This is a genomic window from Desulfobulbus rhabdoformis, assembly GCF_016919065.1.
Classification (GTDB): Bacteria; Desulfobacterota; Desulfobulbia; order Desulfobulbales; family Desulfobulbaceae; genus Desulfobulbus; species Desulfobulbus rhabdoformis.
In genome coordinates this window covers 70235-87320 of record NZ_JAFFQA010000012.1, presented here as the reverse complement: position 1 = coordinate 87320, position 17086 = coordinate 70235, and the positions used below count along the sequence as shown (strand labels likewise).

Sequence of the window (17086 nt, the reverse complement as noted above, 5' to 3'; positions counted from 1 at the left end):
ACTCCTTCATTGACATTCAAAAAAAGACAAGATACTGTGAAGTTATATTCAGGATTGTGATTTATTTCCATTTAGGATGTATAATTTTTTCCACCATCAACCAGCGTTTCATAAGATAGGAGGAGAGGGATGATTAAACGATTTTCCATGCTGGCAATAGCAGGAATGATGGTCCTGCCCACCATGGCTCTTGCCGGTGGCGGGGCTGGGAATGCAGACCTGGAGCAAAAAATTGAAGAACTCTCCAGACAGCTTGAAGAGTTGAGGGCACAGATGGCCGAACAGAAAGAGGTTGTGGCCGACTACGGTGACAAGGTCGACGACATGGATGAGAGATCCGACGCCTGGGATCTTGCCGCCCGTTTTCAGTTTAACGGAGATTTCCGTGCCCGTGGGGATTACTACGATGCAGATTATGTGTTGAGTGATCGCTATAACGATACAATTATGACAAATCGTTTACGTCTCAATATGCGGGTCAAAGCGACAGAAGATTTGACTTTTAAAGGGCGATTGGCCATGTATAAGGTCTGGGGCATGCAAGATGTTCCCACGGGATTAGCAGGTGGTTATCCCATTTATGATGGCAATACGACTAGAACACCTAATGATAGTGCACTCTACGTTGATCGCGCTTACCTCAACTGGACGAATATTGGTGGCATGCCGGTCTGGTTCTCCATTGGCCGCCGTCCCACCTCCGATGGTCCCCCCGCCCAACTGCGCATGGGTACCGATGAACGCATGGCTACGCCAGTTGCCTATATGGATTATCCTTTTGATGGTATTTCTTTGGGCTATGCCTATGACTGGGGGATCGATGCTCTTGGATCCGGGCGCATTCGTTTCTGCTACGGCCGAGGCTTTGAAAATGGTCTCCAGGAGGATACAGGAGCCCCACTAGATGATACCGATTTCGCTGGAATCAGCTGGGATGTATTCCAGCAGGGGCCTCGCTTCATGAATATCCAGGCATTCGGAGCCTTTAACCTCTTTGACTATCCAGGAACCCCAAGCAAAAATGTTGGCAACATGTTTCACACCAGCGCGGTGTACATGGACAAAATCGACGACCTGAGTTTCTTCATTGCGGGTGGTTGGAGCCGAAGTGATCCAGATAGCAGTGGTATGTTTAATGCTGGAGCCCCAAATACTGATAGCGAAGACGGATATTCAGTCTACGCAGGTATCCGTTACGACATGGATAATATAGGACTGAAGCTCGGAGCGGAGTACAACTACGGTTCACAGTACTGGGTCTCTTTCTCGCCGGGGCATGATGATCTTTATCAGTCCAAACTGGCAACCCGAGGTAATGTCTATGAACTCTATATGATCTATGATTTGCCCACGGGCGAGGCAATTTCAAAATATGCCAAGACTTTTGTTCGTCTTGGTTGGCAGTATTATGATTACCAGTATACCGGAAGTGGGGACTACACTATGTATCCCTTTGACATTGACGATCCGAACCTTCCAGCAGCTCTTACAGGAATGGGGGCAGGGATGGATGCAGTTGAAAGCGCTCATCAGGTCTACCTGACTTTTGAGGCTTACTTCTAATCAGGCAAGCAGCACAACGAACTTTGTGGGGAAAGCCATTATGGCTTTCCCCATTTTTTTAGACGGACGCTTATGCATATCCCCGAACCGATATCTTTCTATCAAAATTCTCGCCTCCTCCTGCCTCATGGCTGTTTTAACCGTCTCGGCGGGATCAGCCCATCCCCCTTTGATACACTGAATCTCAACCTCGGAGCGGGGGATGTCCCCAACAACGTGAAGGAAAATCGCGTTCGGGCCCTGGCAGCCATCGGCCTGACCCAACTCATCTCGGTGCATCAGGTGCACAGCGATGCAATCCTCTTGGCAAACAAAGAACATATTGGCCAAGAGCCTCAAGGCTATGATGCTATCATCTCAGACCTTCCAGGCGTGGCTCTGCTGATTCAACAGGCTGACTGCCAGGCTGTTCTTCTGTATGCACAACAACACCAGGTTATCGCTGCAGTCCACTGTGGCTGGCGGGGGAGTGTTCAGGGAATTATCGGCAAGACCGTTCAGGCCATGCAGGAACACCATGGGGTCAAACCGGAGACACTCACTGCCGTGATCAGCCCATCCCTTGGTCCCTGCTGCGCTGAATTCACCAACTTTATGAGTGAACTCCCTGAATGGATGCACGCTTATCAGGTGCGACCTTTCTATTTTGATTTTTGGGCGATCAGCAGAAAACAACTGGAGGAAGCGGGGGTAAAAACAGAAAATATTGACTGTGCAGCCATCTGCACCCGCTGCACTGCTGAGTACTTTTCTTACCGCCGGGCCGTGCAAACCGCTGATGGGGTTACAGGAAGGAACGGATCGTTTATTGGACTGCCCCAGTTAGGCTAAAGGATAAAAGCAGACACATTCCAAACAAGAACGTAGCGCATCCCGCCCTTGAGTTCTTTGAAAAAACACAGGATCCTTTCGGGGACGAGAAAAGCCATCGGCGCTGAGCCGGGCGGTGGGGTTTGAAGCCGGAACAAGAGGCAAACTGTTTGAGCGCAGCGAGTTTTTGCCTCGCCGGATTTAAACTCCATCGGCCGGGGTAGTCTCAGCGGCGCGGCTGCCCTTTCTTTTCGCCCTTTTCTTTGGGCAAGCAAAGAAAAGGGTGCCCCTCCGGCGAGGAGGCCAGACTAGACAATTGATCGGAATGCGCAGTGACACCCAAGCTTTCCCAGCCCCAAACAAAAATCCTGAACCTGTAGAAATGAAAGAGTTTTCAGTGAGAACAAACAACGTGCCCGCTCTACTCGACTGCTACCTTTTAGGAAAAAATGGCTAGCGGGCAAGGCCCGTCTCCTACAGTCCCTCAGTTATCCTCGACCTTAGAGCGAGCCTAACCCGCGACAAATATTGCAGCTCCGTTTCAGTAGTAATCACAAAACAACAAAAAAAATCGATTCAGCAAAAATCAAAATCACAGATCAACGGTGCGTGGTCGGAAAAAGTAATAGGTGGAATCTGAAAGTTGGTAACCCGCAACTCCGGGCTGTGGAGAATGAAATCAAGCTCCCGCTTGGGGGCGCGACTGGGAAAGGAGGGCTTGCGTTCGGGATTAGCGCTGATAAGCTTTGTCGCCCCAAGAAACAGCTCCAGCTCACGCATGCCCCAAAGGGCATTGAAATCGCCAGCAAGGATCACCGGCCGGTCCACCTCACGAATGAGCTTATAGAGGCGCTCCAGCTGGTACTGGCGGTTACGGTAGGTCAGGGAAAGATGAACCAGAAAGATAGTCAACTTCTCGGTACAAACCTGGATCACCAGCCGCTTGACCCCCTCATCGAAATAATGAAAACGGTGACTCACTATAGGCATGCGCGTCAGTACCGCATTGCCTTGGGTTTTTAACAGTGGCAACCGTTTGACCATGGAGCCTGAGCCGTACTTGGTCTCTATCACATGGTAAAAGCCAAACTCTCTGGCAATAACCTCTGCCTGGCAAAGCTTCTTCGTTCGAAATGAGCCTCCATCCACCTCCACCAACCCCATAATATCCGGCTGGACCGTATTGATAAAGGCAAGGATTTGCTCCAGAACACTATGGGAGTGGCGTAGATATCCGGCCCAGGGAAAAGGGAAATGAAAACTGTGTCCATGCCCGGTAGCATAGCGGATATTGTAGAGAAGAAAACGCAAGCTCAGACACCCTCACCACTGGTTCATCATCTGCGGGACACTATTGCTCTACTTTACGCAGCCCAAACACCCCCTGTTCCTGGGAACTGAAGGCCGGATTCACTCCTCGACGGCCCCGAGCCCCAGAATCACTGGTACTGGCAGGAACAGAGATAACCTCGGTCGCTTCTGCCGGCGCAGGTTCCACAACAAAGGATTTGGCTTCCACCGGTTTGCCCCCCTGGGTTTCCAGGTAAAAGTCGAAGAAACGTGAGCAGTTATCAAAATAGCTCTTTTTCTTAAGCCACTTGGGATAGCTCCCCATTTTACGGGCATGATGCATGGTTGAAAGGTTGATCAAGAGGGTGGTCATCCCCTCTTTGGCCATACGCTGAATATTGAAAGGTTCCCCAAAATGACGATCCACATCTTCACGAATCTTTCGGGAAAGACGATGATAGCCCTGCCCACGCACATTGGCCTCCGGCAGGTTGTAACGGCGACAGGCCCAGGGGAGCAGCAGGGTCGCCAGAAGGAAAAATTCAGGAACTTTGATGTTGTGCTCTTTGCGGCTCTTGTCATGGAGACGATCAAGTGCCCGAAACACCTGTAACAGCTCCTGCCAAATTCGCTCACCGTCTTGGGATTGCAGCGGCTGTTCATAGAGCGGGAACAACATATCCCAAAGTCTAGAGGATTTGCACAGCTCTGCCCAGGCCAGGCTGGCCCCGGATTGGAGATCCTTGAGCACTTCATCACGGATTCGTGAGGGAGGACAGAGCTTAAGTTTCTCCCGATGTTGCTCAACCGCAGCCAGGGTTTGTGCTTCGATGGTGAAACCGGTCCGAGCCGCATGGCGAATTGCCCGCATCATCCGCACCGGATCACGGGTAAATCGTCGGTCTGGATCCCCCACCACCCGAATAATCTTCTGGTCCAGATCAGTGACCCCGCCAGTATAATCGATGATGGTCCGATTTTCGATCTCGTAGAACAGAGAGTTAATGGTCAGATCTCGACGGAAGGCATCCTCTTCCAGGGTCCCGAAGGTGTTATTGGAAGGCAGGACCGCGTCATCGCCCTTAAGATCAAACTCACTGCTTGAGCGCAGGGTGGAAACCTCAATGATCTTGTTGCCGCGAAAAAAAACCTGGACCAGGCGAAACCGCCGACCAATCGTGCGGGAGTTTCGAAACAGTTTACGCAGCTGACCGGGACGAGCGTCGGTGGAGATATCAAAATCTTTGGGAGCCCGTCCCAGATAGAGATCGCGCACCCCACCACCGACCAGGTAGCCTTTAAACCCCGCATCACGCAGGCGATACAGGACTTTCAAGGCCTCCCGGTCAAGCAGGGGCTCCCGAATGGGGTGTTCCGATTCGGGAATAACCCTGGCTTTCACCGGATCTGTAGACGGTGCCTCTGTTGCAGTGTTTTTAGCTGTTTGGCTCATGGCGCCCATCAGGTTTGCGGGACCGGCTCCTTGTACACAGACTCTGCTGCCTGTACAAAACGGTTAAAAATTTCCTGCACCGAGAGGATCTCATTCATCTTGAAGGTGTTGGCACCTGAGAAGACCAGGCCATTTTCCACATCCCCCACCAGAGCATTGTGCAGCCGCTCACTGATGCAGTACTTGTAGCTGCATTTTTTCAAGCATTTGTACTGGCACTTGTCTGCGGAGATATCATCGCCACGCAGCATTTTCTCCACAAAGGGTGTCTTGACCGCTCTGCCTGGCAAGCCCACCGGCGAGGAAACCAAAACAATATCCTCTTTTTTGGCATCCAAGAAAGCCTGCTTGAACTCATCGGAGACTGAGCACTCTTTGCTGAGCACGAAACGGGAGGCGATCTGTATACCGTCTGCACCGTATTTATCCATCATTTCTGCCATATCATAGCCATCGGTGATCCCGCCGGCGGCAATCAGAGGAATTTTTTTCACTACCTTGCGGATGGAGGGAAAAAGATCTCGCAGCGGAGTCTCAGTTCCCAGATGCCCACCGGCCTCTGTTGCCTCAACGATTACGGCCGCTGCACCGAGCTTTTCTGCAAGCTTGGCCAAGCCGGGAGAGGAGACGATGGAGACAATCGGAATATTAAATTTCTTGCCGATTTTAAATACATCGCGAGAAAAACCCGCGCCGGTAATAATCATATCAGCGCCCGCTTCAATTGACCCCATAACCAGGTCATAAAAATCTCGCATGGCATACATGATATTCACTGCGATGATTCCCTTGGTGGCTTCTTTAGCTTTGCGGATATCTTCCTGCAATTCAGGAACAGGGATTCCCGAGCCACCTATGGTACCGATACCACCGCACTCAGCCACAGGTATGGCCAGTGCCGATGTCGATACACGTACAGACATCCCTCCCTGGATAATGGGAATTTTAGCGATGAGGGATCCAATTTTCAATTCTGGCAGTTTCATTCAAGCCTCTTCATCTGTTGATATATAAAAAATACTGCTTCTTTGTCTGTCCCCCAAGCGAAAGAGCGTGGAGAAATGCGTAACTTCGGCTCTTTTGAGCACCAGCATTTTGGCTATGCACAAAAAAGAAATCAAAAAAGCAGATACGTGTTGGCATTCTACCACAATACAACCACATCGGCTTGACTTTTCACCCGTTTTACGAGTACATTTCTAAATTTTTCGTGATATTTGACTGGAGTCCGAGCGACGCCTCCCCGGCAGCTCGCCGAAAAACAGGAGTTTTCCTTGAAGATTCAAGCGATTAACGGTTTTAAAGATATTCTTCCGGAAACAGCAATCCGTTGGCGGTACATTGAAGAATGTGCCCGAAACACCTTTGAACGCTTCGGAATGCGTGAAATCCGGCTGCCAATTCTGGAAAAAACAGAACTTTTTGTCCGCTCTATTGGCGAAGCGACCGATGTAGTGGAAAAAGAGATGTACACCTTTGTCGATAAAGGGTTGACCATGCGCCCCGAGGCCACGGCCTCTATAATGCGCGCCTTTATCGAGCATGGATTGCACGTGCAGCGTCCGGTGCAGCGACTTTTCACCATTGGACCCATGTTTCGTCACGAGCGTCCGCAAAAAGGACGCTTACGCCAGTTTCATCAGCTTGATGCCGAAATCATCGGTGCTGTCGAGCCCCAGATTGATGCTGAGCTCATCGCCATGGGCCAGATGCTCTTAGATACTTTGGGCATCCAAACCAGCCTTGAGATCAACTCCCTTGGCTGCCCCGTTTGTCGGCCACCGTTTAAAGAGCAGCTGGTGAACTACCTGGAAAAGGTCAGCGACTCACTCTGCGATGACTGTCGGCGCAGGACCCATACCAACCCATTGCGGGTGCTTGATTGTAAACAAAAAGGTTGCAAAGCGGTGGTTGCCGATGCCCCATCGCTGCTTGATTGCCTCTGCCCCGACTGCGAGCAGCATTTCCTTGACGTACGCCAGGCACTTGATGGACTGGAGATCAGCTACAGCATCAACCGCTTCATGGTACGCGGGCTCGATTATTACACCCGCACCACCTTTGAGTTTTTGACCACCGATCTGGGCGCCCAGGCAGCAGTGGGAGCGGGTGGCCGCTACGATGGGTTGATCGAACAGCTGGGCGGCCCAAAGCTTCCGGGCATTGGCTTTGCCATGGGTCTTGAGCGCATAGCCCTGCTCATGGAACAGCTGCAGGAGAAAGAGTTGCCTGTTGAGCAGATGGATATTTTTATCGCTGCCTTGGGCCAGGAACCTTTGACGACCTGCGCCAAACTCACACACGCATTGCGGCTGCAGGGGATCAAGGCAGCTATTGATTACAGCGGTCGCAGCTTAAAAGCCCAACTCAAACAGGCCAGCCGCGTCAACGCCCGTTACACCCTCATTGTGGGGGATGACGAGCTCGCCAAACAACAGGCCATTTTACGCAACATGGCTTCCCAGGAGCAGAATCCTTTTGATTTAAGTGGATCCAGCGCCCAACAAAGCGAACGGTTGCGCAGCCTGCTCAAGGAAACGACTGATCCTGCCTGAAAGACCTAAATCACCACTATGGTGAGGTTCACATACCTGAACAAAGAGCTTTTCCCGGATCCACACCTTCGATCCGATTTATTTTTGGAGATAGATTATGGAATCAATGGGCGCGCTACGGCGCACACACACTTGCAATGACCTGAATGCAGATTGTCTGGAGCAGGAAACCATTCTCATGGGGTGGGTCCTTCGTCGCCGCGACCATGGCGGCGTGATCTTTATCGATCTGCGTGATCGCTGGGGTATCACCCAGGTGGTTTTCAACCCTGAGATTAACCCCGAGGTGCACGCCAAGGCTCACAAGCTGCGGAGCGAGTGGGTCATTGCCGTTCGCGGTCGTGTCTGCAAGCGCCCTGATGACATGGAAAACCCGAAACTGCCCACCGGTTCCATTGAGGTCTATGTTGATGAGCTCCGCATTCTCAACACCAGCGAGACCCCGCCTTTCCCGCTTGACGAGGAGGTTGAAATCTCCGATACCCTGCGCCTGCAGTATCGCTACATGGATCTGCGCCGTCCGGAGGTCGCCAACAACCTGATCCTGCGCCACAAGGCAATCCAGACCGTTCGCAACTACCTCAACGACAACGAGTTCCTTGAGGTTGAAACCCCGATGCTGACCCGGTCCACCCCGGAAGGTGCCCGTGATTACCTGGTCCCCAGCCGTGTGCATGCCGGTAAGTTTTTTGCCCTGCCGCAGTCCCCCCAGCTCTTCAAGCAGATCCTGATGATCTCCGGCATGGATCGCTACTACCAGATCGTCAAATGTTTCCGCGACGAGGACCTTCGCGCCGACCGTCAGCCCGAATTTACCCAGATCGATATGGAGCTGAGCTTTGTCAGCGAAGAGGAAATCATCTCCATCATTGAAGGTATGATCTTCAACCTGTTTAAGGAGATTCGCGGGCATGAGCCGCAACTGCCGATCCAGCGCATGCCCTACGATGAGGCCATTCGCCGCTTTGGCACCGATCGTCCCGATACCCGTTTTGCCCTCGAGCTGGTCGACCTGACCGAGCCCCTGCGCGGATGCGGATTCAAGGTATTTGAAACCGTAATAGCCAAAGGCGGCGTAGTCAAAGCGATCAACGCCAAAGGATGCGCTAACTTCTCCCGTAAAGATCTGGATGACCTCACCGACTATGCCGGACGCTTCGGTGCCCGGGGCATGGCCTGGATCAAGATCAAAGAAGATGAGTGGCAGTCGCCGATCACCAAATTTTTCAATGAGCAGGAAATCAACGCCATGGCTCAGGCCCTGGATGCCCAGCCTGGCGACCTGATCCTCTTTGGCGCCGATAAGCCCGGTGTGGTCCATCAGGTACTGGCTGAGTTGCGCTTGGAACTGGCACGCCGGCTGGAGCTGGTTGACGAAAACTCGTTTAATTTCCTCTGGGTTACCGACTTTCCGCTGCTTGAGTACGACGAGGACCAGAAGCGCTATACTGCGGTCCATCACCCGTTCACCGCCCCCTTTGAGGAGCATATGGAACTGCTTGAATCCGATCCCGGCGCGGTCAAGAGCCGTGCCTACGACCTGGTGCTCAATGGAAACGAAATCGGCGGTGGATCGATTCGTATCCACAGTCCCCTGATGCAGAAAACCGTTTTCAAGGCCCTGGGGATCGGTGATGAGGAAGCTCAGGAAAAATTCGGTTTCCTCCTGCGCGCCCTTGAGCTGGGAGCCCCGCCCCATGGAGGCATTGCCTTTGGTGTGGATCGGTTGATGATGCTTTTGACCGGCTCCTCGTCCATCCGTGACGTTATCGCCTTTCCCAAAACCCAGAAGGCAACCTGTCCGCTCACCGAGGCACCTTCTTCCGTTGCCCGCAAGCAGCTCACCGAGTTGCATTTACGACCGGACTGGAAGGAAAAGAACTAAATCCCCCCCATCCGACAAGACAAAAAACGCTGGAATCGATGTATCGATTCCAGCGTTTTTTTATCTTCGAGCCCCCTCTTCAGCTTCGCTCCTGCCACCGTCCATCTATGAGCACCTCATGTGGCCTGAAATGGCTCTTATAGCTCATTCCCTGATGACCATCAATCCAGTAGCCAAGGTAGAGATATTTCATCTCATGCTGCAAGCAGATACGGTTTAAAGCCAAAATATTAAGGGTTCCCGGGCTTCGCCAGCTTTCATCAGGATCAAAGAAAAAATAGACCGCATTAAGCCAATCCCCCGAGCCATCCACGATAGAAACACCGATCAGCCTCTCTTCAAGCTTGTAATGAATCTCAAAGCAGCGACTGATACTGGTAATAAAAAAACCAGCATAGTAGCTCTCCGCACTGGATTGCCCCTTGGGAAAGCGGGTAGAAAGAAACCGTTGCAACAGGCTCAAATTTGTTTTGGACATGGTCAGCGGGGCGATTTCCACACTGACATCACGGTTCTTATTCCACACCCTTCGTTGATTGCGGTTGGGACGGAACCGTTCAGGGCGAAGACGAATGGGCACACAGAGTGAACAGTTGGGACAGCGCATGTTGTACATGCAGTTGCCATTGCGCCGGTATCCCAGAGCCAGAAGGTGTCCCATGCTCCTGTCATCAACCTGAGCAAGCACCGCCTGGTGATAGATGGCTCGATCCTGCTGCTCATAAGGGCATTCGGCCACTGCATTGACAAAGTAGCGTTCCAGACCGCCCAACACCGGGAAACGATTTCCTTGTTGTCCCTGTTCCTTACCGATCATACAACGCCCTGATCCAGCATGGCATTGCCCACCTTGACAAAACCAGCAATATTGGCCCCGGCCAGATAATCACCGGGGTGCCCGTAATAGGCGGCAGCATCGACACAGGTCTGATGAATTTTTTCCATAATGGAACGCAGCCGGGTGTCAACCTCATCCCGGGTCCAGCTCAAACGCATAGCATCCTGCGCCATCTCCAGCCCAGAGACCGCCACCCCACCGGCATTGGCCGCCTTGGCCGGACCAAAAAGCACGTCATTTTCCGCAAAAAGGCTGATTGCCTCCGGCACACAGGGCATATTGGCCCCCTCGCAGACCAACTTCACGCCCACCTCCACCAGATGCTGTGCATCCTTGGCATTAATCTCGTTCTGGGTTGCTGCGGGAAAGGCACAGTCCGCCTCGTGCTGCCAGAGTGGATTATAATCAAGATCAGGATCAACCGGGACATACTCTGCATGCGGATAGCGCTGACAATACTTTTCAATACGTCCCCGCTCGACATTCTTCAACTCTTTCAGGTGTTCAAGCTTGGCAATATCAATTCCTTCTTCATCAAAGATATACCCCGATGAGTCGGACATGGTCAGCACCCGCCCCCCAAGCTGCAATACTTTTTCTGCAGTATACTGGGCCACATTGCCTGAACCGGAGATCAGACAGTGCTTGCACTCCATGGTCTGCCCAATCAGGGTGAGCATCTCCGAGGCAAAGTAGACAACGCCATAGCCGGTCGCCTCCGGCCGGATCAGGCTTCCGCCCCAGCTCACCCCTTTTCCGGTGAGCACGCCGGTAAATTTATTTTGCAGCTTTTTGTACATACCAAAGAGAAACCCGATTTCCCGGCCGCTTACCCCGATGTCACCGGCAGGAACATCCGTATCCTCGCCAATGTGACGAAAAAGCTCGGACATGAACGACTGGCAAAAACGCATCACCTCAGTATCAGAGCGATCTCTGGGATCAAAATCAGCCCCACCTTTGCCGCCTCCAAGGCTTAAGGTGGTCAACGCGTTTTTAAACACCTGCTCAAAGGCAAGAAATTTGATCACTGAGAGATTCACCGAAGGGTGAAAGCGCAAGCCTCCTTTATAGGGACCGATGGCTGAGTTCATCTCGACCCGATAGCCGCGATTCACATGCACCCTCCCCCGATCATCCATCCAGGGTACCCGAAACATGATCATCCGCTCCGGCTCAACCAGACGCTCAAGAACGGCAAAATTACGATACTCCGGATGTCGATCGAGCACCGGCTTCACAGTTTCCAAAAACTCTGTAACGGCCTGATGAAATTCCTGTTGTTCTGGGTCACGTTGGAGAACTGTGGCTAGAACTTGTTCCATGCGTCATCCTTAACGATGAGAGGTTGGGGGGACACCTGAATCCGAAACAGGGTGCTCCCGTTCACAGTAATCAGCCTTTGGCGAAAAGGCGAAACTGAAGCGATATATCCTCACGGATTCAGGGAAGATATCCTTGTGGGTGTCTTGAATAATTAGATTTTTCAATCAAGGCCAAGGATTGCGTAAAATTTTACGTATGACGTCGGGATTGGCAGAAAAAGCAATTATTCAAGATGCCCTTGTGACTGGGCCAAATCTATGGGTGTATTGATATTGTGCCAGGAATCGTGAAGATTTGAAGGGGGAGTTGGTGTTTTTACACCAGAAATTGTCTGTAATCGATTCATGCGCCGATGCCCCTGCGCAGCCATAGCCTCAAGAATCAATGCTATATTACGATCATAGTAGGCAAGCAGGGGCTCAACCCGGCCTGTACCGGCAATATCTGGGAGCACGGCCAACACTCCGGTCGCCCTGCAGGAAAGCAACCAATCAATAGCCTCAAAGGAGATATCAGGCTGATCACAGGCAACCACCAGCCACGAAACCTGGGGATAGGCACGAAAAGCAGCCAAAATGCCAGCAAGGGGGCCACCAATACCGGCGGCATCCTCTATACGCGGAGAGGACGCAAGCGAAGAGGGAACCTCGCCCGCTCCGGCAATAACGACCTGATCGAATCTGCGGCGCAACATGTTGACCGTGCGCTCAACCCAGGTCTGCCCATCCTGTACAATCAGGTGTTTTGGAGTCCCCATACGACTTGATTTTCCGCCAATGAGCACACAACCCCAAACAGGAGTCAACGTCTGTTGTGTTGTATCCATTAAAAAAGCGTGGAATGACGGGGAAACAGACCAATCTCAGCACCTCGAGCGAGCAGCTCCCGTACCGCGGCACCCCCTTCATTACCAAGATCCTTTGAAAATTCGTTAACGTACAGTCCGATATGACTATTGACCACCTCAGGTGCCATCTCTTGGCTGTGCTCTTGGATATAAGGGAGGCAGGCCTGGGGATTGGCATCGGCCCAAAGAATACTCTCACGTATCACCCTCCCAAGTTCAGCACGACGGTCCTCATCGATGCTCCGCCTGGCAACGATGCACCCCAGAGGAATAGGCAGGCCCGTGGTGGACTCCCACCACTGCCCCAGATCCTGCACACAATTCAACCCCAGGGTCTGATACGTAAAACGGCTCTCATGAATAATAACACCGCCGTCAACCTGTCCCTGAAGAAGAGCTTCCATGATCTGATCAAAACGCAACACAACCAAATTTTCGCAGGCGGGATGATACAGACGCAACAGCAGGGCCGCCGTGGTCAGACGACCGGGGATGGCAATTTTCCACTGGCTCAAAGGTTTGGTCGGTGCAGTGGGGCCGGTGATCAGCAAAGGCCCGCAGCCCCTTCCCAGAGCGGCGCCCGAGGGCAACAGGGCATACTCATCAAGTACATGTCCAAGGGCGTGAAAGGAAAGCTTGGTGACATCGAGCCGCTGCTCCAGAGCCCAACTGTTGAGCGTTTCCACATCCTCAAGCATTGGTGGCTGCAGCTGAATCTGCTTTGCACACACCTTTCCATGAACAAGGGCATTAAAAATATAGGTGTCGTTGGGACAGGGAGAAAAGCCCAGAGAGAGGGCCGCGGTATCAGACATGAGTCAATCCTTGATGATAGGTAAAAATCGAGCCCCCTTCAGGCTGCAGGGCAGGCCAACGCCTGGACAACCGCTGCAACCACCTGGCCGCAGCGCTGGCAGGCTTCGACCAGACACCAGTTGTCGGGATTACGGTCTTCCACCAGGTTGGATATACAGCGCAGCTCTATAAGAGGAAGTTGAAAATGGCGACAGACCCGCGCCACTGCGGCCCCCTCCATATTTTCGCAGAGACCATCATGTTGCCTGGCTAGCGCATCGCCTCGTCTGCGGGTACCACTGGTCCCGTTGACCGTGATAAAATTCCCCTGATACCAGGAAAGATCCATTGTGCCCAGCAGACTGGCCGTACGTTGCAGCTCAGGGCTGTCGAGAGAAAACGAATCCATAATTTCCAGGGCCGGAAGACGAAGCGGAATCACTTGCTCCCCAGTACAGATACCCAGGTCACCTAAAACCTCGCGCTCAGCGAGGCAGATATCCAGAAGACCGGCCCCAGCGGAATTGCCAATGTAGGCTCCCGCAACCCCAAAATTGATAACGACCTCAAATGGCTGTTGACTGCGGGCGAGAAAATCCGTCACTTGCAGGGCGCTCTCCACCGGACCAATACCAGTAAGCAACGAACACCACCCGGTGTTCGTTTGCACGGAGGCAAGAAAGACATCAAGTTCAAACCTGGTTGCAGCAGTTACAAGAATCATGGAAAACAAAAACCGTGGAAACAGTCGCACATTCGCGGAGAATCTCTCCGCCACCATCTTTCTTTATATGAGTGTCTTTTGGCCAAGACTTTTTGGGCAATGTAAAGTAGGTTAGCCCCCTTTGCAAGAAAATCACTCTGTGTAACCACCCCTGCAGTTTCTTCCCTGTTCCGTTCCCGCAAAAATAAACGTTCTCCAATCATTGCATGCAGGCAGACAGTTTATGAACAACAGGGTTCCTTTTTTTTACAGGGGCCTGAAGCGTTACCTTTGCTCCCGATCGCCGAAAGACTATAAGGGTATGCAAAGGGTAAAAAAAGCGCTCTTCTCAAGCCCCATGCTTTTTACGAGGCAAGCATGACTGATTACATCTACCAACTTGATGCCTACGATTACGAGCTCCCAGCCGATCGCATTGCCCAATTTCCCGAGACAGAGCGGGACCAATCCAAACTGCTGATTCTGGAGTCGAATACAAACGAATCCAAGCATGGGCACTTTGCCGATATTACCCAGTACCTGCGCAAAGGCGACCTGCTCGTTGTCAACGCCACCAAGGTGTTTCCTGCCCGGCTGCTTGGACGCAAAGAAAGCGGTGGCAAGGTCGAGCTCTTTCTTCTGCATTTCCCCCACCAGCTTCCCGCAGAAAACACCAGGCAAACCTGGCAGGACGCAACGGCTCTCGCTCTGGTCAAAAGTTCCAAGCGGCCCCAAATAGGCAGTATCCTGTTCTTTAGCGACAATCTGCAGGCTCGTGTCGATACTTTTACGGAAGAAGGGAAGGTGGAGGTTACCCTGCAGTACCGACTTGGCGAACATGCATCACTTGAAGAACTTTTACAATCCCAGGGACAGGTGCCCCTGCCCCCGTATATCAGCAGGCCCGAGGGAAGCCTGGCTGAAGATATCGATCGCTACCAGACACGCTATGCCCGTGAGACCGGCTCCGTTGCAGCTCCCACTGCAGGTCTCCACTTCAGTGATGACCTGCTTGCCGAGATACGCGCACTTGGGGTGGAAGTGGCCCAGGTTGTTCTTCATGTCGGCTACGGCACCTTTGCCCCGGTCCGAACTGAAGATATTCGCAAGCACCGCATTCACCGGGAATGGATTGAGATCAGCGAGGAGACAGCTACGCTCATCAACAGAAAAAAAGCCGCAGCAAGCCGTATCTGGGCAGTGGGGACCACCACAGTGCGGACCCTTGAGTTTGCCGCCCAAAAAACCGGTGTGGTGCAGGCAATGGCAGGGGAATGCGATCTCTTTATTTACCCAGGATTTTCTTTTCAGGTAATCGATAACCTCATCACAAACTTCCACCTGCCAAAATCATCGCTGCTTTTCCTCGTCTCAGCTCTCGCGGGACGAGAACGCATTCTTGCGGCCTACCAGGAGGCCATCGAGCAGAATTATCGTTTTTTTTCCTATGGCGATGCCATGGCAATTATTACAGAGGGCTAAAGAGCACCAACACGTCCCAGACGTTTGCTCGCCCCCATAAAAAAAACCCGGCCTAAGACCGGGTCAAAACATGGGGCTTTTACACTCGTTAATGCCCATCCAGAAACAATTATTTTTTACTCAGATCCAGCAACGGGGACGGGGTTCAGACACTCGAGCGGTTGCCCCTGCTCCTGAACAAAAAATTGCTCATTTCTGGATAAACACTAGTTAGTAGCCGCTGGACACTGGCAACAGCTTCCACCTGCAGCGCAAGAACCACCGCTGCCGGAGTTACTCGATCCGCCAGATTCATTACCAACGCTTCCAGAACAGCTGCTGTAGCCGTCGGAATACCAGCCACCACCTTTTAACTGAAACGAGCTCCGGGAAATCAACTTACGGACCGCAGCACCACATTCGGGACATTTTTCCAAGGGCGCATCAGCAATACGTTGCTGAATTTCAAACACTTTTTTACACCCACTACACTCGTACTCATAGACAGGCATCAAACCACCTCACGACACTCTATATTTTCAGGTTAAAACAACGACCGTATTTGCAAACAGGATGAAAGTAATGCCTTCGCCTATACCTGTCAACTCTTGCCCCCAAATTTGATAGCCGAGTAAAACGGACACGACTCGAAAATCCCCCATCGTAAACTCAGGAGCTTACAAAGCGCGAGTGGCGCACTCTCAGCTCTTTGGAAAAAGACAAAATGGGGATGAACCTGCCTGGTACTTAACAAGAACGGTTCACCCCACCACCCTTTAGGTAGACTTTTACAATCAGCAGGCAAAAATCTGTCAAAACACCCTGCAACGAGTAAAGGAGAAATGCACTCTCCTACCCTTCCCCCTTTTATTGCAAATAAATAAAAAAATAATATTGCAATTATTGACGATCTATAATTATACTGGCCTATAGAGGGGAGAAATAAGTAATTTTTTCAAATTAATACTCAGGAGAATCCTATGAGTAAATCACTCGTTGAAATGACCGCCGAGATTATTCAATCTCAAATTGGCAGCAAACAGATGACAACCGATGAAATAAAGGCGGCACTTAACGATACATTCCAAACCCTTAAATCACTCCAGGATTCCGAATCCACAGGCATTGAAGCAGAGCAGGAAGATTCGGGGCCTGCTATTGACCCCAAAAAATCTATCCAGAAAAATAAAATCATTTGCCTGGAGTGTGGCCAGGAGTTCAAGATGCTTTCTCCCAAGCACCTAAAATCACATGGCCTGGACTCTAAAGAGTATCGTAAAAAATATGGTTTTTCTGCGCGCCAACCCCTTTGTGCCAGGGCTTTATCAGAAAAACGTTCTCAATCTGGTAAAGAACGCGGCTTGCCCGACAACCTGCGCAAAGCCATTGAGGCACGCACCAAGGACGCGAACAAAAAAAAGTAATTCCCTCCTAACGAATATCCTGTAGAGTAGCGCCAACCGATACGCCAATATTGCGTTTCGGTTGGCGCGTCCTGTTGCTTTGCGCCTCAGGCACGAAGCGTCTTTCAATGCATGAACATCTCATGCACAGGCACAC

The 17086-nt window shown here is 51.8% G+C and carries 15 protein-coding genes; 6 read left to right on the top strand and 9 right to left on the bottom strand.

The window, feature by feature from the left end; translation table 11 throughout:
• Positions 1-129 precede the first annotated feature (129 nt).
• Complete coding sequence (locus JWJ90_RS08595; protein ID WP_205226805.1) at positions 130-1563, top strand: DUF3373 family protein; 1434 nt, start codon at positions 130-132, stop codon at positions 1561-1563.
• A 72-nt stretch (positions 1564-1635) separates the two neighbouring features.
• Positions 1636-2394: a peptidoglycan editing factor PgeF gene (gene pgeF / locus JWJ90_RS08590; protein WP_205226804.1), complete on the top strand. Its 759-nt coding sequence runs from the start codon at positions 1636-1638 to the stop codon at positions 2392-2394.
• A gap of 555 nt (positions 2395-2949) precedes the next feature.
• Here the strand turns inward: pgeF and JWJ90_RS08585 are convergent.
• From JWJ90_RS08585 to JWJ90_RS08575, 3 genes are read right to left on the bottom strand one after another with little or no spacing between them, the layout of a single operon-like run.
• A complete protein-coding gene (locus JWJ90_RS08585) occupies positions 2950-3684 on the bottom strand; it encodes an endonuclease/exonuclease/phosphatase family protein (protein ID WP_205226803.1) in 735 nt (244 codons plus the stop codon).
• A gap of 40 nt (positions 3685-3724) precedes the next feature.
• On the bottom strand, positions 3725-5116 hold the full coding sequence (gene pcnB / locus JWJ90_RS08580) for a polynucleotide adenylyltransferase PcnB (RefSeq protein ID WP_205226802.1): 1392 nt from the start codon (positions 5114-5116) through the stop codon (positions 3725-3727).
• A gap of 8 nt (positions 5117-5124) precedes the next feature.
• Positions 5125-6102, bottom strand: coding sequence for an NAD(P)H-dependent flavin oxidoreductase (locus JWJ90_RS08575; RefSeq protein WP_205226801.1), 978 nt, complete (start codon positions 6100-6102; stop codon positions 5125-5127).
• A 288-nt stretch (positions 6103-6390) separates the two neighbouring features.
• On the opposite strand from JWJ90_RS08575, the gene hisS reads away from it, so the two are divergent.
• Positions 6391-7671 (top strand): histidine--tRNA ligase, encoded by a 1281-nt coding sequence (hisS, locus tag JWJ90_RS08570; RefSeq protein ID WP_205226800.1) that lies wholly within the window; start codon positions 6391-6393, stop codon positions 7669-7671.
• A gap of 97 nt (positions 7672-7768) precedes the next feature.
• On the top strand, positions 7769-9556 hold the full coding sequence (gene aspS, locus JWJ90_RS08565) for an aspartate--tRNA ligase (RefSeq protein ID WP_205226799.1): 1788 nt from the start codon (positions 7769-7771) through the stop codon (positions 9554-9556).
• Between the two features lie 79 nt (positions 9557-9635).
• Here aspS and JWJ90_RS08560 read toward each other — a convergent pair whose 3' ends face one another.
• The 5 genes from JWJ90_RS08560 to mqnB form a co-directional block, all read right to left on the bottom strand.
• The gene (locus JWJ90_RS08560; RefSeq protein WP_205226798.1) at positions 9636-10373 is read right to left on the bottom strand and encodes an arginyltransferase; all 738 of its coding nucleotides are present in this window, start codon (positions 10371-10373) and stop codon (positions 9636-9638) included.
• On the bottom strand, positions 10370-11719 hold the full coding sequence (gene gdhA / locus JWJ90_RS08555; protein WP_205226797.1) for an NADP-specific glutamate dehydrogenase: 1350 nt from the start codon (positions 11717-11719) through the stop codon (positions 10370-10372). The genes JWJ90_RS08560 and gdhA overlap by 4 nt, the downstream gene beginning before the upstream one ends.
• 224 nt (positions 11720-11943) lie before the next feature.
• Positions 11944-12546 (bottom strand): molybdenum cofactor guanylyltransferase, encoded by a 603-nt coding sequence (mobA, locus tag JWJ90_RS08550; protein WP_205226796.1) that lies wholly within the window; start codon positions 12544-12546, stop codon positions 11944-11946.
• Positions 12546-13382, bottom strand: a complete 837-nt coding sequence (locus JWJ90_RS08545) for a 1,4-dihydroxy-6-naphtoate synthase (protein WP_205226795.1) — start codon at positions 13380-13382, stop codon at positions 12546-12548. Before JWJ90_RS08545 ends, mobA begins: the two co-directional genes overlap by 1 nt.
• A 38-nt stretch (positions 13383-13420) precedes the next feature.
• Positions 13421-14116, bottom strand: a complete 696-nt coding sequence (gene mqnB / locus JWJ90_RS08540; protein ID WP_205226794.1) for a futalosine hydrolase — start codon at positions 14114-14116, stop codon at positions 13421-13423.
• Between the two features lie 327 nt (positions 14117-14443).
• Between mqnB and queA the strand changes: the two genes are divergently transcribed.
• Positions 14444-15547 (top strand): tRNA preQ1(34) S-adenosylmethionine ribosyltransferase-isomerase QueA, encoded by a 1104-nt coding sequence (gene queA, locus JWJ90_RS08535; RefSeq protein ID WP_205226793.1) that lies wholly within the window; start codon positions 14444-14446, stop codon positions 15545-15547.
• Positions 15548-15753: 206 nt separating this feature from the next.
• Here queA and JWJ90_RS08530 read toward each other — a convergent pair whose 3' ends face one another.
• Positions 15754-16038, bottom strand: a complete 285-nt coding sequence (locus JWJ90_RS08530) for an FmdB family zinc ribbon protein (protein WP_205226792.1) — start codon at positions 16036-16038, stop codon at positions 15754-15756.
• Positions 16039-16506: 468 nt separating this feature from the next.
• Between JWJ90_RS08530 and JWJ90_RS08525 the strand changes: the two genes are divergently transcribed.
• On the top strand, positions 16507-16950 hold the full coding sequence (locus tag JWJ90_RS08525) for a Ros/MucR family transcriptional regulator (RefSeq protein ID WP_205226791.1): 444 nt from the start codon (positions 16507-16509) through the stop codon (positions 16948-16950).
• Positions 16951-17086: the final 136 nt, after the last annotated feature.